Origin of the sequence: Mesorhizobium sp. RIZ17 (genome assembly GCF_051127865.1) — a bacterium.
Taxonomy (GTDB): Bacteria; Pseudomonadota; Alphaproteobacteria; order Rhizobiales; family Rhizobiaceae; genus Mesorhizobium; species Mesorhizobium humile.
Window position 1 is genome coordinate 4,938,696 of record NZ_CP147861.1, and the last position, 19,158, is coordinate 4,957,853.

The following is a 19,158-nucleotide window of genomic DNA, read 5'->3' on the forward strand; positions in this document are numbered from 1 at the left end:
TAAAAGCGTAATTACATCAATGATGAGCGTGCAATGTCCACGCGGATGCAGTTGCTTTGGTCAAGCTTCATCTATGGAGGTTGTCATGGCAATGATGGAAGCAAGAAAGAGCCTCGACTGGATCACCTTGGTCCTGGCGATTTGCCTGTTTATCTCCCCCTGGGTCATCGGATTCACCGCGGCGATGGTGCCCGCGTGGAACGCCTGGATTGTCGGCGTTCTCCTCGGCGCGCTGGCGCTGGCGATGTTTTCGGTGTTCGCCGAGTGGGAAGAATGGGTAAGTTTGGCTCTCGGGCTCTGGCTGATCGTGTCGCCCTGGCTTTTGGGCTTCAAGGCTGACACGCACGTCATGACCACGCATGTCGCTCTCGGCGTGCTGGTGGTCGTGGCTTCGGCCTGGGCCGTCTGGGACTTCCGTCATCCCCACGCGCATGCGTGAGCGGTGACTGAACGGGAGCCCGCCGCGCGAGCGGCGAGCTCCTGAAACTGGCAGGAACATTTTTTGGGGCATCGGGCTGAAATGCAGCGGCGCCTTCACGCAATTGCTGCAACCGGAAACCTTTTCGTGCATTCTTGGGAATGGCCTCGATGTTCAACTCCGACACCCCCGCCAAATGCTGCTCCTATTGCGGCGGCCGGGACCATGATTTCGAGGAATGCCCCAAGCGCAAGGCCGATGCCGAGAAGGAAGAGGCGGCACGCGTCGCCAAGGCTGCTCGTGCAGAGCCTGGCTTCACCACTGATTTTCATCCGTAGTGTTCCCTCGCGCTCTCTCAGCCTATAGGCGCGCCGCGATCTGACTTTTTCTGGGATGGTCGCAGAACGGTGCTGATCCGGTCTATAAGTCCGGACGGGGGTGCGCGGGTGGCGGACATCATCTCGATTGGAACAGGCGCGGAGCCTGCCGGACGGCTGTCGGCGGGGCGCTTGCGGTTGGTCGCCTTCACGGCGATCGCCGCCTTCATGATCGCCGGACCCGCCGCGGAGCAAATCTTCGGGGTGCAATCGCCGTGGCTTCGCTCCTGGACCATGTTCAGCGCGATCGGGCTGGGCGTGATCGACGTTTCCTTCGAAATCCGCCAGCCGGACGGCGCGCTTGCTCCGCTCGACCGGTTCGCGATGCTCGGCGCCCCTCGCAACGGCAAGCTGAAGTGGATCCAGAACCGCGAGGAACTGGCTTCCGTCATCAAGCGGCTCTGCACGGTCGCCGGGCAGGGCACCGATATCCGAGTCCGTGCCCGGCTAGGCACGCGCAGCGGCTGGCAGACCATCCATACCGATGCCGAAAATGCCTGCGCCGAGTGACGCCGCCAGCGACCGGTCCGGCTTGCGCTCGATGCAAGCTTTTGCCCGGCGCTTTGCCGACTGGGCGGCTGGCACCGAGGGCTCGTCGCGGCCATCCGCGTTGATCCGCATCGGCCTGGCCATGCTGTTCTGGTCGCGCTGGGCAGGCGAGTTGCTGCTCTATATGGACCAGTCGCCGGCCGGCCTGTTCCTGGCGGCCAACTTCTTCGTCGCCACGACGCTGCTCTTCGTTGGCTATCACAGCCGCGCCGCCGCCGTCTGGACGGGCGCGGTCGGGCTGGCGATGTACCATTACTTCGGCATCGAGCTCGGGCGCGAGCCCTGGACCCACCACCATACCTATCTGCTGGCCGTTGCCGCGTTGCTGATCGCGCTCACGCCCTGCGACCGCTCCTATTCGCTGGACCGTTACCTGGCGGTGATGCGCGCCGAGCGCGCGGGCCTTCCGCCACCGGCGGAGCGCGGCAATCTGTGGGGGCTGCGGCTGATCGTGGTGCAGCTCTCGGTGCTTTATTTCTTCGCCGCCTTCGACAAGTCGAACTATGCCTTTCTCAGCGGCGCGAGGATCGAGCAGATCTTCCTCTGGTTCTACGCGGGGTCGGACTATCCGGCCGGTCTTGCCTGGCCCGCCACCATGGTGTCCGTAGCCGTGGTCGCGCTCGAATATTGCCTTGCCCTTGGCCTGCCGTTTCGCGCGACAAGGCGCTACCTGGTCCTGCCGGGCCTGGCCTTTCACGCCATCATCTATCTGACGCTGCCGGTCTACACGTTCAGCGCCACCATGGCGTTGCTCTATCTCGCCTATTTCGATGCGGATGCCGTGAGCAAGGTCCTCACGCGTCTCCAGGGGACCGGATCGACAGCGACTGCCAAAGGGGAAATTTCGTGAAGCGTGATTTGTTGTTTTCGGGCGCCGTCGTCGTCGCGGTCGCTGGCCTGGCCGTGCTCTGCGGCTCGGCGCGCGCCGGCGGCGCTGCGGACTATTATCCCAGGCGCGCGTGGGGTTCCTTCGAAGGCGGCCAGATGAACACATCGCTGCTGGTGTTCCGCGACCTCAACAGGAACGGCATCTACGATCTGGGCGACCGGCCGATGTCGCGCGTGGCTGTCGAACTCGACAAGCCGAACGGCAGCACCATCATGCGATTGACCAATGCCGGCGGTTTCGCCAACTTCCGCATGTCGGTCATGCAGCGCGATTTCGAAGTCGTCGATCCCGGCCACTACGCGTTCCGCGTCGTGCCTCCGCCGGGTTATTCCGTCACCACCGGCAACGCCTCGCAGGAAAGCGACTATGTCGTTTCGCCTGGATCGCCGGGCGACATGATCGCAAAGACCACGACGCACCCGGTCGGGCTTGCGGCGGATATGACGATCAGCGGCGCGGTCGCCGCCGGATCGCGCGTTTCGCTGACAGGGCCGGACGGCGTCAGTGCCGCCGCGCAGGTCGGTCCGGACGGGCGTTTCAGCGCACCCGTGACACCAGGCGAATGGCTGGTTGATTTCGCGACCGGCGGCGCGACTGAGCGGCGGCATGTCGTCGTCGGCGCGTCACCGGTGGTGCTCTCGGCGTTTTCGGGCAAAAGCGGACCCGCCGAGAAGCCGCTGCCCCTGGAGCATGTCGTCGGCTTCGACGACCTGATGACGTCGCCCGGCGTGTTCGAGGTTCCGTCGGGCTATGGCGGGCTGAACTGGTACAATCTCGTTGCCATGCACCAGCGCTTCACCGACGGTCCCGGCTACACCAACACGACCATGTCGGGCGAGTTCATCGCCTACAACAGCTCTGGACACCCTGCGCAGGTCTTCAGTGACAAGCCGTTCGATTTCACCGGCGCCTATTTCGGCGCCGGCTGGGACGACGCGGAGGGCGAGACGCTTGTTCTCAAGGCCTGGCGGGGCGATGAGCTCGCCTATGAGGATCAACTGGTGCTGTCCGCGAACGGTTTGGTCTACTTCGCGGCCGACTACCTGCGTATCACGCAGCTCGAGATCCGCACGCAGCATTACTGGCAGGCCGCTATCGACGATTTCGCTTACCGCACCGGCCCATAAGGGAGGGCGGAGAGCGACCGCTGCTTCAGCAAGAAGCTCGCGGCGATGCCGCGCAGGAACGGGGGCCGCCGTCCGAACGCCCGGCGGTGTCCTGATGCCCGCCGCCATGGCCGCTGGAATTGCCATTGCCGCTCGAACTGCCGTTGCCGCCGGAGCTGCCGTTGCCACCCGTGCCACCGCCGCCATTTCCGCCTGCGGAGCCGCCATTGCCGCCGGTCCCACCGGTGCCGCCACCGCCGCCATTGCCGCCAGTCCCGCCGCCGCCGTTTCCGGCCGAGCCACCATTGCCGCCGGTCCCACCAGTGCCGCCACCGCCGCCATTTCCGCCTGCAGAGCCGCCATTGCCGCCGGTTCCACCGGTGCCGCCGCCACCACCATTTCCGCCTGCGGAACCACCATTGCCGCCGGTCCCACCACCGCCGCCACCGCCGCCATTTCCGCCTGCAGAGCCGCCATTGCCGCCGGTCCCACCAGTGCCGCCGCCACCACCATTTCCGCCTGCGGAACCACCATTGCCGCCGGTCCCGCCACCGCCGCCATTCCCGCCTGCGGAACCGCCATTGCCGCCGTTACCCCCGTTTCCGCCATTGCCGCCCGCGGAACCTCCGTTGCCGCCATTGCCCCCATTGCCGCCTGCGGCCTGAGCCAGAAGAGCACGCTTGGCCTCCTGCAACATGGCTTGCGGATTCATCGCCTGGTGGAAAGCGTCTCGCGGCTCCGGTGGTGCCGAAGCCGCGCGAACTGCCATGGTGGTCGGCAGCAGCATGGTCGAGGCAAGCAGCGCCGCCGCCAGAACACTGCCGGCAAAGGAACGGCGCGCGATATCGGCATTTCCCATGACGTTGAAAACCCTCAAAAGCCGCGCCGACCGCCGCCCGGCAGGCTCAGCACCTGTTTTGATCGAGACGATGTTGGTCACCCGCGTACCCCCGTCCCAACGTATAAACCGGTTCGACGCCCGTTCTTCGACCGTGCCAGAAAAAGTCAGGACCCGACGCCCGACGTTGCGGCTGGTGCCCGCGGTTCGATCCGGCCGAGGGGTGCCGTCGTCTCAAATCATTTTGGCGCTCGCCTTATCCCCTCAACGCATGCGCCGCCGCGTCGGCGAACGAGATGTCGCCCTTGATCTCGCGCATCGCCATCGAGGTGACGGTACGGCGGACGCCTGGCAGCCGGCTGAGCTCCTCGCGCAGCATCCTGTCCAGCGCCCTCATGTCGACGGTGACGATCTGCAGCAGATAGTCGGCCTCGCCGGTCGTGGCGTAGCAGCGGCGGATCAGCGGGTGTTTCTTCACCGCCGCCTCGAAGGCGTCCGACACTTCGAAGTCGATCGACACCTGGATGAAGGCCTCGATGCCGAAGCCGATCGAAGCGGGATCGACGCGGGTGGAATAGCCGCGGATGACGCCTTTATCCTCCAGCGCCTTGACCCGTTTCCAGCACGGCGTCTTGCTCAAGCCCACCGCTTCGGCGAGCTCGCCGAAAGAGATGCGCGCGTCGCGCTCCAGGGCCGCCACGATCTTGCGGTCGAGCATGTCCAGCATGATTCGTTCTCCGAGGTTCCTCAAATGACGATAGATCGTCCTCCAATTTCGAAAGATTGGATAACACAAAGGAACAATGTTCAAGCCGAAAGTGCTATGCTTGGCACCTGCCGAAATGCCCGCGCGAGGAGATGAGCCATGGACAAGACGGACTATCACGCCCGCATCGAGACGCCCGAGATGCGCGATTACGGCGTCTACCTGCAATGCGACAAGCTTCTGACGTGCCAGAAGCCGCTCTCCGACATGGTCAACGCCGACGAGCTGCAGTTCCAGATAGTGCACCAGGTCGAGGAGCTTTGGATGAAGCTCATCGCCTACACGCTGGTCGATGTCCTCGACCATCTGGAGAAACAGGAGACGCACCGCATCGTCACGCTGATGGGCCGCGCGCACCGGCTGATGCGCATGATGACGGCGCAGCTCGATCTCCTGGAGACCATGTCGCCCAAGGAATACCAGCAGATCCGCCTGCAGCTCGGCAATGGCAGCGGCCAGGAATCGCCGGGCTTCAAGTTCCTGCTGCGCCTGCCGCCGGACCTCTGGAGGGCCTTCAAGCATGCCTATCTCGACGGCCGCGGGCTGACCGTGCAGGACATCTATGATGAGCATTACGACCACGGCGACGCTTACGTCGTCGCCGAGGCGCTGATCGAGTTCGACGAGCTGTTCCAGAAATTCCGCGCCAACCACCTCTATCTGATCCACCGCTCGATCGGGCTGGGCGCGAAATCGCTGAAGGGCAGGCCGGTTGAAATCCTCGAAGGCGGCGCCCGCCACCGCTTCTTCCCCGAGCTCTGGGACATCCGCTGCGACATGACCGATCGCTGGGGCGCCGAGTACGGCACCGTGCGGGAATCGATCAGCCACCCGCCACAGGCGAAGGCGGGGTAGGGCTCCCCCTTCTCCCCTTGTGGGAGAAGGTGTCGCCGAAGGCGACGGATGAGGGGTGCTCCAGATGCCACCAGCGTCTCACTCCGCTGGAACACCCCTCATCCGTCTCGGCGCTGTCGCGCCGATCCACCTTCTCCCACAAGGGGAGAAGGAGAGGCGCGGCGTCCCGCCTCGCATAATTTTCCCCGCCCCCTGTCGGAACCATCCCCCTCCGTCCGTCCTTGGGGCATCGACCGCTTCAACAATCCGGAGGGAAATTCGTGGAAAACACTCAATCGACCTGGCAGACCGTCGCCATTCTCATCGCCCGCCTGATCTTCGCCGCGATGTTCGCGATGGGCGTCGCCTTCAAGTTGATGGATATGGGCGCCACCGCCGGCTACATCGCCGCCGCCGACTTCCCGTTCCCGCTGTTCCTGGCCTGGTGCGCGGCGATCCTCGAAACGCTGCTGGTGATATCCTTCCTCACCGGCGCTTATCTGACACCGTTGGCGCTGATCGGCGCGGTCTACGTCGTGTTCCTGGGCTTTGCCTTCCACGGCCCGTCGCACTGGACCGCAGACCAGGCCGAGTTCGGCGCCTTCATGTCGCATTTCCCGTTCGCCGCCGGGCTGCTCTACGCCGCCGTGCATGGCCCGGGCAGCGTGCTGGCGCTCAAGCAGGGCTGGCCGGGCCGGGCGTGAACTCTTCCTTCTCCCCGTTGTACGGGGAGAAGGTGCCCGAAGGGCGGATGAGGGGCAGCGCTAGCATTCAAGGCAAAGGCACCTCCCGCCACACCTCACATCTGGTCGTTATACGGCTCCTTCATCTGGCCCACCATGCGTGCCAGCTTGGAGAAGGACGGCATGTCCGCTTCGGGCTGGCACTGGTTGGCGAGCTCGAGCAGGCGGATCGGGAAATTGATGGCGTCGCGGTTCGAAGCGGAAATCGCCTCGGAGCGCTCCTCGCCGGTCTCGCCGGCTTCGGCCTTGCGCAGCGCGATATCAATCTCCTCGACGCTGAGCACGCCTTTCTTGACGAGCACGTGATTGATCGCTGCGACGGCCATCAGCAGGCCCTCGAGCTGGAGATTGGCGACGTTCATGGCGTTCCTCCCATTTGACCTCGCCTCAAGAACGCATGAGGGGCGTTTCCGATCCGGGCAGGGGGAAGCCGACGCGGATCAGGCCTCCATCCACCGCTCGCCATATTCGCTCCAGAGCTGCCTGATCTCGCGGTTGCCGAGCGGCGGCGTCTGGCGGTCGCCATAGAAGACGGCGACGGCGCTGAGGTCGTACTGGCCCTCGGCCTGGGCGATGAAGCGGATCGCTTCGCCGAGTGGTCTCGAATGGAAGATCGGATCGGCCTGGCCCCGGCCAAGGCTGCGAACACCCGAAATGCTTGCAGGCACATGCCGCATCCGAAAGACGGATGCCATGGCAGGTCTGTCCATGCCGCTCTCCGCGATTCCCTTGGGGAATGATCCCATAAGCCCCGGCTAATGACCAGCCCGGGGCAACCGGCCACAGCAATGGGGCAGGTACGGCACAACCTTGAAAGGAAAAAGCCTGGTATCGGGAAGAGAAAGGCCGGGCACGACGGCCCGGCCGTTCCTCCGCGCGGCCGCAAGGCAGCCTTCGCTACTACCCTTGACCATCCTGGCGTATGCGGCCACGGCAGGTAATCTTATCGGTGCCAGCGGCGCAGCCAGTCCGGCTCGGGGTCGGAGCTTCGACTGATCGCCATGCCGGCCAGCAACCCGACCAGGCCGCCGATCAGCATCGCGGTCGAGAAGGTGCCGGGGTTCTGCTGCACCGTCTCCGAAACACTTTGCGCCTGGGTACGCAATTGGCTTGCCGCGCGCGACGCGCGGTCGGTGGCGCCGGTGTAGAGGTTCGAAGCGCGGTCGGAGGCGCCGCTGTAGAGATTTGACGCGCGGTCGGCCGCGCTCCGATACCAGCCTTGCGCGGTCTCGGCGGCTTCCTCGGCCTGCTCGGAAAGTGCGCGGTTCAGCCGGCTCACCTCGCGCTTCAGCTCGGCAATCTGCTTCTTCATGGCGTCTTCGGATGCCTTGGAAGAGCGCGTGCTGCCGCGCGAAGCGGCGCTGCGCGACGCGCCAGTGCTTCGCGACGCCGCGCTGCGTGGACGGGCAGAGCTCGTCGTCGATGTTCCGCTGCCGTTCGCTGCGCCGCCGGTCGTGCTTTCGTTGTCTGCCATGGGTTTTCTCCTTTTCGCCGTTGAAACGGCCGGCAAGCCGCATGGTTCCGCCCGAAATCTTGCAAAGGGTAGAGGGTGTTGGCCTGCTTACCAATGGCCGCGGAACTGGTTCCGCGGCCATTGCGCGTGGTGATGCGCCCAAAGCCTACTTGCCGCAATTCTTGTCGTTGACGTTGGGCTGCATCGTGCCGGCGGTCGTACTGTTGGCATCGCCCTGTGCGCCCTGCGGGCTGTTCGAGCAGTTCTTGTCGGCGTTCGAGTTCATGTCGCCGCCGCTGACGCTGCCGGTCGTGCCGGTATCGGGTGCGGCCTGGTCAGGCGACCGATTGGCCGGCGTCTTGGGGTCGACGGTGATGGTTTGGCCACTGCCGCTGCCATCATTTCCGGTTGTGCCGGTGCTCTGGGCCATCGCCGCCGTGGCGAGGCCGATGGTCAGGGCGGAAGCTGCAAGAATCCTCGTAAGCATGATCTTCTCCTCTGTTGCGAGAACCGTCGTCTGTCGCGTTGCGACTAAAGGTGGAACCCATCGGACCAAGGTTGGTTCCGACAAAATTTCGTTCGGCGTTCGGCTGATGGTTCAATCTGCGGCTGTAGCGCGCGGGTGTTTCGCCGATGTTGGTTGGCAGGGCAGGTTTCCGGAAAATAGGAAAATGTACCTAGAGGCTATTGCCCGGTGAGGGCAGCTATGCTACTATTTTGTCCATGGTGCTGATTTGCGCCAACGACCCGCCGCCCGGCGGGTTTTGTTTTTCGGCGCCATCCATTCTTTCGAGAGCTGAGCGCGACGGAATGCGACGCTTCCAACATTTGCCCGAGGCCCGGATGCCACGCTACGCCACCATCATCACCGCCGATGACGGCGCCGAAATCGTCAGCGCCATCGGCGAATTCGAAGGCGCAAGCCTGCCGCAGAGATCAGGCCGGGTCGAACAGGTCGCGCCGGGCGTGCGCATTGGCATGGTGCGCGGCGGCACGGTCGATGCGGTTGCCGGCTTCGGTTTTCCGCGCCAGGGCCTTGGCCCGTCCGCGGTCCGCACGGTCACGGCGAAGCTGAAGGCGGCGGAGGCGGCTACTGAAGCCCGGCCCACCAAGCAGGCCGGCGCAAAGCCGCGCAGAAAACCGGCGCGCAAGGTCCGCAAGCCAAAGGCGGCGAAAGCCGTGCCCTCGCAGGCGGCCACTCATGGCTGACGACAGCAGGCGCCGCGGCGGCGAGAAGCGGGCAAGCCGAAAGCCAAAAACTCCTCAAGCCGCGGCTGCTTCGCCCGTCCGCCCGAAGCGCCCGCGAAAGACGCTGGTCGACGATTTCGCCGCCGCGCTGCGCGCTGACTTCCGCGTTCACGGCGCCGGCGTCATCGCCGCGGTGCGGGCCGAAAAACCGGAGCAGTATCTGAAGGTCGTGCTGACGCTGCTGCCCAAGGATTTTTCGCGGGATCTCGATGCTGACAAGAACAATCTCGAGCAATTGAACGATGAGGAGATCCGCAAGCGCATCCGCGACCTCGAAGCGAACCTCAGGCCGTTCCTCGACAGCGATGCAGACGTATCTGGCGCTACTCGAGGAGTTGGACCGGCGCCGTCGCCGTGACCTCCTTGCAGCCTACGCGCCCTACGACCGCCAGGCTGATTTTCACGCGGCAGGCGCAATGAACCGCGAGCGCCTGTTCATGGCCGGCAACCAGCTCGGCAAGACCAGGGCAGGGGGTGCCGAATGGGCCATGCACCTGACCGGCCGCTATCCAAACTGGTGGGTGGGCAAAGTGTTCGACCGGCCGGTGCGGCTCTGGGCCGCCGGCGTCACCGGTGAGGGCACGCGCGACAACCCGCAGCGCGTGTTGGTCGGCCCGCCGCAACAGCAAAGCGAATGGGGCACCGGCATGATCCCGGCCGATGCCATCGCCGACACGGTGATGGGCCGCGGCGCGCCGGGAGCGCTGGACAGCGTCGTCGTGCGTTGGGGCGGTGGCGGCGACGTCCAGGCCGGCGAAAGCGTGCTCTCCTTCAAGTCCTACGAAAAGGGCCGCGAGAAGTGGCAGGGCGAGACGCTGCACGGCGTCTGGTTCGACGAGGAACCGCCACTGGATATCTATTCCGAGGGGCTGACGCGCACCAATGCCACGGATGGCATCACGATCGTGACGTTCACGCCGCTGCTCGGCATGAGCGACGTTGTGCTCAGGTTTTTGACGGCGGAGGCGGTTCAGGGTTTGGGTTCCTCGCCCCCGCAAGGCGGGGGAGAGGTGGCCGCGCAGCGGCTGGAGAGGGGGTCTTCGTAGGGCGACAAGCTCTGCGAACAGCTTCCGCTCTTGCGTCAAAAGCCAGCGCTGCCCCCACTCCGTCGCGGCTTCGCCGCGCCACCTCTCCCCCACTTGCGTGGGGCGAGGAATCCGAGCTTCGCGAAACCGCGCCGAAACCATGATCTGCGATGCCGCTTTGGTTGCAACCGAAGGTCGAGTAGCTTCCGACCGCGATCCGGAGCCGACATGCGACCGATACCCAACCTGCTTCTTGTCTGTACGCTGCTTTCGGCCTGCTCCGGCTCCAGCGGCGACTGGCGCGCCGATGCCATCGCTGCGGCCGAAGCCAGGATGCGCGGCCTGATCAATAATCCCGCGGCGACTTTCTCGCACGTCGATCTCACCGGCGACAGCGTAAGTGGCCAGACCTGCGGCGTCGTCATAAGCAAGGTCGGCATCTTCACCAAGGAAGTGCGCTTCATCGTCTATATCGACGGTGCCGGCCCTTACGTCGAGCCGGGCCTTGGCTCGTCCATGTCGCAGGCCGATTTCGACTGGGCCTGGAAGAACGATTGTGTCAACGAGGGGTACAAGGGCTGAGCCCTTTTCCTCGCCCCGCGCGGAGCGGGGGGAGAGGTGGCCGCGCAGCGGCCGGAGAGGGGCTTCGTAGAGCGACAGGCTCGGCCAACAGCCACCAGTTCTCCCATCAAAAGCCGGCGCCGTCCCCTCTCTCCGCCGCGGCTTCGCCGCGCCACCTCTCCCCGCTCTCACGGGGCGAGGAACTGGAGCTTGCCATGTCCCGACACGTCACCTTCATGACCATCGACGATGCCGGGCATTACACGCCCGAGCAGCGTGCTGAGATCATCGCGGCCTCTCGGACATCGTCTTCGAGGTGGTGGTGCGGCGGTTCAAACAGGCGCGGGAGGATTGAGCGCGGCGGGGTCGAAGCCGCGCAGGCATATTCGAAACATTGACGGGCAGATGGTCCACGCCGGATACTTGGGTGCCTGCGTCAGCCGTTAGCCCGCTCGAGCCGCTGGAAGAATCCGGCCGCAACGCCTATCTATGGTGCAAATCCAAAGGAGGTGTGACATGGTTTCTTCCACCGAACGCGCGGTCCTTGCCGGCGGCTGTTTCTGGGGCATGCAGGATCTGATCCGGCGCCTGCCCGGCGTGATCTCGACGCGAGTGGGCTATAGCGGCGGCGATGTCCCCAACGCCACCTACCGCAACCACGGCACCCATGCCGAGGCGATCGAGATCAACTTCGATCCGGCCAAGACCAGCTTCCGCACGCTGCTCGAATTCTTCTTCCAGATCCACGATCCGACGACAAGGAACCGCCAGGGCAACGATATCGGCGCGAGCTACCGCTCGGCGATTTTCTACACCAGCGATGAACAGAAGCAGATCGCCGAGGACACGATAGCCGACGTCGAAGCGTCGGGCCTGTGGCCCGGCAAGGTCGTCACCGAGCTCGCCCCGGTCGGGCCTTTCTGGGAAGCGGAACCCGAGCATCAGGACTATCTCGAGCGCTATCCCAATGGCTACACCTGCCATTTCGCGCGGCCGGGCTGGAAGCTTCCGGTCCGCCAGCATGCGGCCGCGTCATAATCAGCGACCGGGCTGTTTGACATAGCTTTCAAGCGCTTTGATCCGCCCGCCATGCCGGAAGGCATGGCGGGCTTTTTTGCGTTCCAGCCGGTCGTCCCGGACGGGTGGGCCTCAGCCCTTGGCCCGGCGGCCTTCGTGTTCGTGGCTGCCGATCCAGTGGGCGCGGATGCGGTCGCTGGCTTCGAGATAAGCCATGTCGATCAGGTAGGTCAGAAGCTTCTCGCCATCTGCCTCCGCCTTCTGGCGAAGTTCTCGCAAGATCCCCTGCGCGAACTGCAGGTTTTCCATTTTGCTAGGCTGGTCCATGGGTGCCCCCAAATGTCGGTGCGGTAAGTTTGGCTCACTATGCTTGTACGAAGATTGTCGCTTTGCTCGCGGTGAAGCTGTACCCGGTTGCACTGACGCTCGATCAGCGAACCTGTTGGACATCGCGCGGAAATGTCGATATTTTACGCGCCCAATCGGATAGCGACCATGCACGAAGACGAGGGCAGCACTCCTGACAAGTTGCAAGCCATGCTCGACGTGATTGCCAGGAGCGAGCCCTCGAGCGAGAGCGGGCAAGCCGATTTCGGCCGGTTGCGGGACGACGCCGCCAAGGCCGCCGGCGTGCTGATTGAATTTTACGGCGATGCGGCCCTGGATCGGGCCAAGCTCATCGAGCGCCGATCGCCCCAGTCGCATTTCGCGCGCATGGTCGCGGCTGAAGTTGGCAGGCGCGGCAAGCGGCCTGGAAGCTAACCCGGAAACGATCGGCGAAAGCTGCTTCAGGACGATCTTCGCCTCCCCAGCCTTGCGCCAAGCCGCTGCTCCACCTCTTCCTCAATATTGTCCAGAAGATAGGACAGCATGTCGTGTCCGATCGATCGCGCTATGTCCTTGGCCTGCCCGGCATGGTTTTGGATCTCGCGCAGAGCCTGCTCCTCGCACGCGGCGTCGTTCGTCAGGTCGACGAACCAGCCAGGATAAAGCGCCGCCTCGCCCACTCCGTCGACGTAGCATTGGCCGACGGCCAGGATCTTGCGCAACCCCATCTTTTCGGAATGGACCCTGTAGACCTCCCTGAACCCGGACCTGCGCTCCACGGCCTTGCGGATAGCCAGCCGAACCCTTGAGCGGTCGTCCTGGTCGATGCTTTGCATGCATCGTTCCAGTGGCGCGCCGTGCGAGAATTCGTCGAGTGTCAGGCCGAAATAGTCTGAAAGATTGGCATCGCCATAGACGCGGTCACGCTTGATGTCCCAGGTCCAGAACCCGTCGATCGGTGGATACCGCATATGCATGTTGCGGCCGTGTTCAGGCGCCGACGTCATGAAAACCGCCCCGTCCGGCTTCAAGATTCGACAGCACTATGTAGCAAAAAAAGAAAGAAACAAAGATGGCCTTTTGTACAAGGCCGAAAGTCATAAGGCTTGCTGCCGATGGCATTTCGGAATGTCATATTTGATATAACCAGAAGGAGGCCTAAGAAAAAATTTCTTGAGCCGAAAGAATTTTTACTTTGGTATTGCAACCGCAGCTTGGTATTTCACATGGTAAGCGCAGCGGACAAGCAGGCAAACAATCCCGGAGGTTGTATTTCCGCAAGAAGCATGGCTGAAAATTCTTATATTTTGTAAAACGAATAAAGCTCTTTGCGTGCTGCTGTCTGGAACCGGGGCCGGCTTAACGGCCTCACGCGCATCGCAAAATGATAACGTCAGCTGATTGGCCGGCAAACCGACCGGTGGTTGAAAAATGCGAAACTTCGAGAAAAGTCCGCGCATATCAGTCCACGGCCGGGAGTTTTTCCGGACGCGCCGGAGGCGCCGTTGGACTGAAGGTCGTTATCGTTCCGACTAAAGTCCGCCAAGATCTCATCCTAGGCGGACATTTGCTGTGGCTCCGGGTTAGCTTCAGCGCCCGCGGGCGAATCATCGGCGATCCGATCATGCTCGAACTGGCGCGCCGCGGGGAGGGCTTGCAACCAGGGCTCGCGGCGTCCGATCCAGAGCTCGTAGCTCGGCACCAGCCCTTCGGTTGGCGCAACGTCCAGGCTGCCGATCGTGACCTCGGCCTCGTCATCGCCGACAAACGGAACGCGGCTTCCGCAGGTGGGGCAAAAGCTGCGGGTGCCGTAGCTGCTGGTGATGCCGGTGGCTTCGAACGCTCGGAGCGGCCATACGGCGTAGGCGTGGAAGGCCGATCCACTTGTCTTGCGGCAGTCCTTGCAGTGGCAGAGGCCGACCCGGAGCGGTTCGCCAGTGACCCGAAACTGGACGCCGCCACACAGGCAACTGCCGCTGCGCGCGATTTCAGGCATTGCCGTTCCTCCTGCGGTCATGCACAGAGCCGCGTTTCTCTCGCGCCCGGCAAGTCCGCTGCTGGCTGCTAAAACCCGCAAGAGGTTGCAATGGTTCCGCGCCGGCGCGCAAGAAGCATCGTTCAGTCGGGAAAGTTGATCGGCTCCTCGCACCCGAGAGACGCGGCACTCGCCGTCCCTGGTCGGAACCGTCGTCGAGACAGGCCCTTCCGGCCAGTCGCATTCATTGCCGAATTGCCGAACGAACCGGTCATAGGTGTCCAAACCCGTGGTCAAGACCACGGTATGATCGCTTTTGCCAGCTGCGAAATGGTTGCAAGCGGACCGCGCCCCGCTGATCGTGGCGTCCGAGAACAGAAGTCGGCTTCGACGTCGGCGGAACATGCGCGCGGCTTGCGAGTTCACTTTCTCAATAACAATGCGCGGGATCGCACTGTCAGAGAGAGAGAGGAAGAGACCATGGGCCTCGGCACGATTATCATCATCATTCTTATTCTCGCCTTGCTTGGCGGCTTCAGCGGCCTTGGCGGCGGACCTTTCTACGGAACCGGTTATTACGGCGGCGGCGGCCTCGGACTTGTTCTGGTTATCGTGATCATCCTGGTGCTGCTCGGCCGCATCTGACAGCCCACGGCGCAAACAAGCCTCAGGGTGTCGCCAGCGCATCCCTCAGCTTCGCCGCCAGTTGTTCCAGCGTGAACGGCTTGGCGATGAAGTGCACATCGTGGTCGAGCACGCCATTATGCACGACCGCGTTGCGGGTGAAGCCGGTCATGAACACCACTTTCAGCGAGTGGGAATGGCCGCGTGCCTGTTCGGCAAGCTGGCGCCCGTTCATGCCCGGCATGACGATGTCTGTCAGCATCAGTCCGATGGCCGCATTCTCGCCCAGCTTGCGCAGCGCCTCCTCGCCGCTGGCGGCCTCGACGACGGTGTAGCCGAGCTCCAGTAGCGAGGCGGCCGTCGAAGCGCGCACGCGGGCGTCATCCTCGACGAGCAGGACGGTTTCGGTGGCCGGGACATCGCTCCTACCAATTGCTTTTGGTGGCGCTGCCGCCTCTTCCGGACCGGTGAAACGCGGAAGATAGATCTTGATCGTCGTGCCTTCGCCGGGTTCCGAATAGATTTTGACGTGGCCGCCTGATTGCTTGACGAAGCCGAACACCTGGCTGAGTCCGAGCCCCGTGCCTTTGGCCACGGGCTTGGTGGTGAAGAACGGCTCGAAAGCCTTCGCTATTATGTCGGGCGACATGCCGGCTCCTGTGTCGGTCACCGCGATCATCACATACTGGCCTGCCTTCGCCTCCGGATGCGCCGCCGCATAGGCTTCGTCGAGAAAGCAATTGGCCGTTTCGATGGTGAGCTTGCCCTTGTCGTCCATGGCGTCGCGCGCGTTGACCGCCAGGTTGATGATCGCGTTCTCGACCTGGCTCGGGTCGGCATGCGTTTTCCAGAGTCCGCCCGCCAGCACCGTCTCGATCTCGACCGTATGGCCGAGCGTACGGCGCAAAAGGTCCGACATGCCGGTGACAAGGCGATTGGCGTCGACGATCTGCGGCGCCAGTGGCTGCTGCCTGGAAAAGGCAAGCAGCCTGGCCGTGAGATTGGCGGCGCGGGCCGCGGCGTCGGCCGCCGCCTCGACAAAGCTCTGCACGTCATGCTCGCCGCGGGCGAGCTTGCGCTGCGCGAGGTTCATGGCGCTGGTGATGACGGCTAGCATATTGTTGAAATCATGCGCGATGCCGCCTGTGAGCTGGCCAACCGCCTCCATCTTCTGCACCTGGCGAAGCTGCGACTCCGCCTTTTCACGCGTCTCGATCTCGCTGAGCAGCGCCGCGTTCTTGGCGCTCAAAGCGTCCTGCGCCGTTGCCACTTCCTGGAAGCGACGACTGGATTGGCGGATCGTGTAGATGGCGAGCAGGAAGATGCCCAGCAGCGCGGCGAACGAACCGGCGCGCAACCAGCCTTCGATTTGCTCCATGCGCTCCGCGCGGGAAGCAAGGCTCGCGCCGTCGATGCGCCGGATCGCGTCGATATTGGCGCGGATCTGGTCCATGTCCAGCTTGCCCCTGCCGCCGCGCACGATGTCCAGCGCTTTCGCCGAGTTGCCCGTGTCGTAGAGCCTGATCGTCTCCGCGAGCTCGGCCTGTTTGCGTGCGAGCGCATCCTTGATGCCGACGACCAGCTGCGCCCTGTCGCTGCCTGCCGGAAACATCTCGTCGATGCGTTTGAGCAGCGCCGGCAGCGCTTCGACCGCATGCTGATATGGCAGCAGGTAGTTCTTTTCGCCCGTCAACAGATAGCCGCGCTGGCCGGTCTCGGCGTCCTGGGCGAGCGATTGCAGGCTCGAGAGCAACTGCTGGGCTTCGATCGCTTCTAGACTGGCGTCGCGGTCTGCGATCTGCGTTTCGGCCAGAATGGCGCGCACGGCGATGATCAGCGCGACAACGGCGAAGCCAGCAAGGAGCGGAAGCGCTTGCCATCGCAGGGCACGTCGCAATCGGACAATCATTGCTTTGTCAGGCCTGAGGAAACCGTGAAATTCGCCAAGTGGTAGGCGGCGGCAAAGCGCAAGGCAATAGTCGGTTCGTAAGGCAACGATTGCGGCAGGCGAGGCAGGCCTGGCTATGTCAAACTTTGATGATCACGGCCTCGGCAGATGCCAGGGTACGGGATGGCGCTTCGGCGTTTGCGGCCGGCCGGCGGCAGATCCATTGGATCCTGCTAGTTCTCGCGCCCGCTGCATTCGAGGCAGGCGATGCTGTGTCCCGGGCAACTCAGCCGATGCGTGCCTCCCGGGCAGCAATGGCCGTTCGAGCTCAGCCAGCGGGCGCAAACGAAAACTCTTTTGGCCCCATGACAACGGGAGCATTCCTGCGGACGCATCAATTCCTCCCATGACGGGACGCGATGTTCCGCTTCAACGACCGTGTTCATCCGTTTAGTCCCCAACGCCTGGATTATCGGTCACATATGTTAATTCACTATTCTTTACATTAGGGTTTATGAATGTGAAAGCCATGAAGGCGACATAAGGCTTTCACGCGCTTGCGTGCTTTCCCTTTGCGCTGCCCTTGTTAAATGTGGTGCCGCCCGAGCGTCGACAGATTCTGGCGGGCAGGGCAGGCAACGGGAATCTCTTGCAATGACATGGACCAGCGCGGGCGCGCTTTTCATCCTGGTCGCCACCTATGCCGGCGTCGCCGTCGGCCGCATTCCTGGCCTGCGCCTCGACCGAGCCGGCATCGCGCTGCTGGGTGGCGCCGCGATGATCGCCATCGGCGCGATCGGCATCGAGGATGCCTATAAAGCCATCAATTTCGACACCATCACTTTGTTGCTCGGCATGATGATCGTCGTGGCGCATCTGAAGGTCTCGGGAGCGTTTCGGGCGCTCGGCGGCTTTGCCATCGAGCATGCCCATGCGCCTTTCATGCTTTTGGTGATGGTGACGCTGTTGACCGGCGTGCTCTCGGCCTTCCTGGTCAACGACGCGATCTGCCTGGTGATGGCACCGATCGTCGTCCACGTCACACGGGTCATCAACCGCAACCCGGTGCCTTACCTCATTGCCACCTGCACGGCCTCGAATTGCGGCAGCGTCGCCACCATTACCGGCAACCCGCAGAATATGGTGATCGGCGCGCTGTCCGGCATTTCCTATCCGGCCTTCACGCTGGCGCTCGCGCCGGTGGCTCTGTTCGGCCTGCTGTGCGTCATCGTCATCGTGCGCATCGTCTACCGCGCAGAATTTTCCCGCCCTGCCGAACTCAGCCCGGAAGTCTATCGCGGCCGCATGCTGCCAGGGCAGGTGCTCAAGGCCACTATCGTCTGCGTCTTGCTGGCGATCGCCTTCTTTGCAGGCGTTCCTGTCGCCAAGGCAGCGCTGATTGCCGGCGCCTTCCTGCTGGTCACCCGGGCAATCAAGCCGCGGCGCATCTACCGCGAGATCGACGGGCCGCTGCTCTTCATGTTCGCCGGCCTGTTCGTGGTGGTGGCGGGCGCCGAGCGCACGCTACTCACGCCCGATATGATCGCCTGGGCGAAGAACGTCGGCCTCGACGATGTCTGGCGGCTTTCCGGCTTCACCGCGGTGCTTTCCAACATCATGAGCAATGTGCCGGCGGTGCTGGCGCTTCGCCCCTTCATTCCCGGGTTGGAAAACCCGGAGCGCGCCTGGCTGGTCGTGGCGATGAGCTCGACGCTTGCCGGCAACTTCACGCTGCTCGGCTCGGTCGCCAATCTGATCGTCGCCGAGCAGGCAAAGGCGGCCGGCAAGGAGCTTTCCTTTTCCGCCTTTTTCAAGGTCGGCCTGCCGCTGACGCTGGTGACGCTTGCTGTGGGCACAGCCTGGCTGGCCTGGTTATGAGACGCTGGCCTTTCGACCGCCTCGTCCGGAGCGCAGGGAGCGCTACCGGTCCGGCTTAGCTTTTGCCTGTCATCCTTGCCCGTATCAGCGTCGCGGCCGCATGACCGGCAGCAGCGACATAGTCGGGATTGTGATGGATCAGCATGCTGGAAAAGGCGCCGTCCATCAAAAGCACGATCTCGCGCGCCAGCATTTTCGCCTCGTCGACATCGTGGCTTGAAAGCGCGCTTGCCAGCCATTTTTCGAAATTGGTCTTGTGGCGTGCCCCAGCCTTAACAGCCGGATGTCCGGGCGTCGCTGCCAGCTCGGCCGCCGTGCGCAGGAAGCCGCAGCCCTTCCATTTGGGGTGGCGGGCCACCCGCGCCAGGTTGGTGAAGATTGCTTCCACCTTTTTGTCCGCGCCGCCCGCCGCAGCGTTGAACCAGCCGGCCATCTGCTCGAGATTGGGCTGGTCGCGGCCGTCCAGATAGGCAGCGATCAGATCGTCCTTGCTCTTGAAATGGTAGTAGAGCGTGCGCTTGGTAAGCCCGGCTTTCTCGGCCACCGCGTCGACGCTGACGCGGCCGATGCCTTCGGCATAGAACAGCTTGGTAGCCGCGTCGACGAGGCGTTTTCGGGTAGGATTGGCTTCTTCACTCATCA

26 protein-coding genes are annotated in these 19,158 nt (G+C 63.6%); 15 read left to right on the forward strand and 11 right to left on the reverse strand.

The genetic code is table 11. From position 1 onward, the window contains the following. Window positions 1–85: 85 nt before the first annotated feature. The 5 genes from WDX12_RS23950 to WDX12_RS23970 all read left to right on the forward strand — a co-directional run bounded on the left by WDX12_RS23950 (window position 86) and on the right by WDX12_RS23970 (window position 3,360). Complete coding sequence (locus tag WDX12_RS23950; protein WP_320298361.1) at window positions 86–439, forward strand: SPW repeat protein; 354 nt, start codon at window positions 86–88, stop codon at window positions 437–439. A gap of 149 nt (window positions 440–588) precedes the next feature. Next, on the forward strand, window positions 589–756 hold the full coding sequence (locus WDX12_RS23955) for a hypothetical protein (RefSeq protein WP_434722249.1): 168 nt from the start codon (window positions 589–591) through the stop codon (window positions 754–756). A gap of 108 nt (window positions 757–864) precedes the next feature. Next, on the forward strand, window positions 865–1,305 hold the full coding sequence (locus WDX12_RS23960; RefSeq protein ID WP_434722250.1) for a hypothetical protein: 441 nt from the start codon (window positions 865–867) through the stop codon (window positions 1,303–1,305). Continuing rightward, window positions 1,289–2,194, forward strand: a complete 906-nt coding sequence (locus WDX12_RS23965; protein ID WP_434722251.1) for an HTTM domain-containing protein — start codon at window positions 1,289–1,291, stop codon at window positions 2,192–2,194. The genes WDX12_RS23960 and WDX12_RS23965 overlap by 17 nt, the downstream gene beginning before the upstream one ends. After that, window positions 2,191–3,360, forward strand: a complete 1,170-nt coding sequence (locus WDX12_RS23970) for an SdrD B-like domain-containing protein (RefSeq protein WP_434722252.1) — start codon at window positions 2,191–2,193, stop codon at window positions 3,358–3,360. Before WDX12_RS23965 ends, WDX12_RS23970 begins: the two co-directional genes overlap by 4 nt. A 25-nt stretch (window positions 3,361–3,385) precedes the next feature. On the opposite strand, the gene WDX12_RS23975 is transcribed toward WDX12_RS23970, so the two are convergent. After that, the gene (locus WDX12_RS23975; RefSeq protein WP_434722253.1) at window positions 3,386–4,279 is read right to left on the reverse strand and encodes a hypothetical protein; all 894 of its coding nucleotides are present in this window, start codon (window positions 4,277–4,279) and stop codon (window positions 3,386–3,388) included. 154 nt (window positions 4,280–4,433) lie between these two features. Next, window positions 4,434–4,904: an Lrp/AsnC family transcriptional regulator gene (locus WDX12_RS23980; RefSeq protein WP_434722254.1), complete on the reverse strand. Its 471-nt coding sequence runs from the start codon at window positions 4,902–4,904 to the stop codon at window positions 4,434–4,436. A 138-nt stretch (window positions 4,905–5,042) separates the two neighbouring features. Between WDX12_RS23980 and WDX12_RS23985 the strand changes: the two genes are divergently transcribed. After that, entirely contained in the window at window positions 5,043–5,798 is a 756-nt protein-coding gene (locus WDX12_RS23985) for a tryptophan 2,3-dioxygenase family protein (protein WP_434722255.1), read from the forward strand. Window positions 5,799–6,058: 260 nt separating this feature from the next. Then, window positions 6,059–6,481: a DoxX family protein gene (locus tag WDX12_RS23990; protein ID WP_434722256.1), complete on the forward strand. Its 423-nt coding sequence runs from the start codon at window positions 6,059–6,061 to the stop codon at window positions 6,479–6,481. A 95-nt stretch (window positions 6,482–6,576) separates the two neighbouring features. Here the strand turns inward: WDX12_RS23990 and WDX12_RS23995 are convergent, their stop codons facing one another. The 4 genes from WDX12_RS23995 to WDX12_RS24010 all read right to left on the reverse strand — a co-directional run bounded on the left by WDX12_RS23995 (window position 6,577) and on the right by WDX12_RS24010 (window position 8,460). After that, the gene (locus WDX12_RS23995) at window positions 6,577–6,882 is read right to left on the reverse strand and encodes a hypothetical protein (RefSeq protein ID WP_140651970.1); all 306 of its coding nucleotides are present in this window, start codon (window positions 6,880–6,882) and stop codon (window positions 6,577–6,579) included. Between the two features lie 78 nt (window positions 6,883–6,960). Further along, on the reverse strand, window positions 6,961–7,230 hold the full coding sequence (locus WDX12_RS24000) for a hypothetical protein (RefSeq protein ID WP_140640957.1): 270 nt from the start codon (window positions 7,228–7,230) through the stop codon (window positions 6,961–6,963). A gap of 233 nt (window positions 7,231–7,463) precedes the next feature. Then, window positions 7,464–7,994: a hypothetical protein gene (locus tag WDX12_RS24005; protein ID WP_320298352.1), complete on the reverse strand. Its 531-nt coding sequence runs from the start codon at window positions 7,992–7,994 to the stop codon at window positions 7,464–7,466. Window positions 7,995–8,139: 145 nt separating this feature from the next. Further along, a complete protein-coding gene (locus tag WDX12_RS24010; RefSeq protein WP_434722257.1) occupies window positions 8,140–8,460 on the reverse strand; it encodes a hypothetical protein in 321 nt (106 codons plus the stop codon). A gap of 356 nt (window positions 8,461–8,816) precedes the next feature. Between WDX12_RS24010 and WDX12_RS24015 the strand changes: the two genes are divergently transcribed. From WDX12_RS24015 to msrA, 5 genes are all read left to right on the forward strand, one after another. Then, complete coding sequence (locus WDX12_RS24015) at window positions 8,817–9,182, forward strand: hypothetical protein (RefSeq protein ID WP_320298350.1); 366 nt, start codon at window positions 8,817–8,819, stop codon at window positions 9,180–9,182. Continuing rightward, window positions 9,175–9,579 carry a hypothetical protein gene (locus WDX12_RS24020; protein ID WP_434722258.1) on the forward strand — a complete coding sequence of 135 codons (405 nt, stop codon included), beginning with the start codon at window positions 9,175–9,177 and terminating at the stop codon, window positions 9,577–9,579. The genes WDX12_RS24015 and WDX12_RS24020 overlap by 8 nt, the downstream gene beginning before the upstream one ends. Window positions 9,580–9,637: 58 nt before the next feature. Then, window positions 9,638–10,267, forward strand: a complete 630-nt coding sequence (locus WDX12_RS24025; RefSeq protein ID WP_434722259.1) for a terminase large subunit domain-containing protein — start codon at window positions 9,638–9,640, stop codon at window positions 10,265–10,267. Window positions 10,268–10,474: 207 nt separating this feature from the next. Beyond that, the gene (locus tag WDX12_RS24030; RefSeq protein WP_434722260.1) at window positions 10,475–10,828 is read left to right on the forward strand and encodes a hypothetical protein; all 354 of its coding nucleotides are present in this window, start codon (window positions 10,475–10,477) and stop codon (window positions 10,826–10,828) included. A 495-nt stretch (window positions 10,829–11,323) separates the two neighbouring features. After that, window positions 11,324–11,845, forward strand: a complete 522-nt coding sequence (gene msrA / locus WDX12_RS24035; protein ID WP_320298338.1) for a peptide-methionine (S)-S-oxide reductase MsrA — start codon at window positions 11,324–11,326, stop codon at window positions 11,843–11,845. Window positions 11,846–11,956: 111 nt separating this feature from the next. Here the strand turns inward: msrA and WDX12_RS24040 are convergent, their stop codons facing one another. Further along, window positions 11,957–12,133 (reverse strand): hypothetical protein, encoded by a 177-nt coding sequence (locus WDX12_RS24040; protein WP_167498612.1) that lies wholly within the window; start codon window positions 12,131–12,133, stop codon window positions 11,957–11,959. A 186-nt stretch (window positions 12,134–12,319) separates the two neighbouring features. Here WDX12_RS24040 and WDX12_RS24045 point away from each other — a divergent pair, with 186 nt between their 5' ends. Beyond that, window positions 12,320–12,586, forward strand: a complete 267-nt coding sequence (locus WDX12_RS24045; RefSeq protein WP_434722261.1) for a hypothetical protein — start codon at window positions 12,320–12,322, stop codon at window positions 12,584–12,586. A 26-nt stretch (window positions 12,587–12,612) separates the two neighbouring features. On the opposite strand, the gene WDX12_RS24050 is transcribed toward WDX12_RS24045, so the two are convergent. After that, window positions 12,613–13,158: a hypothetical protein gene (locus WDX12_RS24050; protein WP_434722262.1), complete on the reverse strand. Its 546-nt coding sequence runs from the start codon at window positions 13,156–13,158 to the stop codon at window positions 12,613–12,615. A 548-nt stretch (window positions 13,159–13,706) separates the two neighbouring features. Next, on the reverse strand, window positions 13,707–14,147 hold the full coding sequence (locus tag WDX12_RS24055) for a GFA family protein (RefSeq protein WP_434722263.1): 441 nt from the start codon (window positions 14,145–14,147) through the stop codon (window positions 13,707–13,709). Between the two features lie 459 nt (window positions 14,148–14,606). On the opposite strand from WDX12_RS24055, the gene WDX12_RS24060 reads away from it, so the two are divergent. Then, window positions 14,607–14,771 carry a DUF3309 family protein gene (locus tag WDX12_RS24060; RefSeq protein WP_320298334.1) on the forward strand — a complete coding sequence of 55 codons (165 nt, stop codon included), beginning with the start codon at window positions 14,607–14,609 and terminating at the stop codon, window positions 14,769–14,771. A 22-nt stretch (window positions 14,772–14,793) separates the two neighbouring features. Here WDX12_RS24060 and WDX12_RS24065 read toward each other — a convergent pair whose 3' ends face one another. Beyond that, on the reverse strand, window positions 14,794–16,647 hold the full coding sequence (locus WDX12_RS24065; protein ID WP_434722264.1) for a CHASE3 domain-containing protein: 1,854 nt from the start codon (window positions 16,645–16,647) through the stop codon (window positions 14,794–14,796). 645 nt (window positions 16,648–17,292) lie between these two features. On the opposite strand from WDX12_RS24065, the gene WDX12_RS24070 reads away from it, so the two are divergent. Beyond that, complete coding sequence (locus tag WDX12_RS24070; protein WP_434722265.1) at window positions 17,293–18,516, forward strand: anion transporter; 1,224 nt, start codon at window positions 17,293–17,295, stop codon at window positions 18,514–18,516. A gap of 55 nt (window positions 18,517–18,571) precedes the next feature. On the opposite strand, the gene WDX12_RS24075 is transcribed toward WDX12_RS24070, so the two are convergent. Continuing rightward, on the reverse strand, window positions 18,572–19,156 hold the full coding sequence (locus WDX12_RS24075; RefSeq protein ID WP_320298447.1) for a TetR/AcrR family transcriptional regulator: 585 nt from the start codon (window positions 19,154–19,156) through the stop codon (window positions 18,572–18,574). Window positions 19,157–19,158 lie beyond the last annotated feature (2 nt).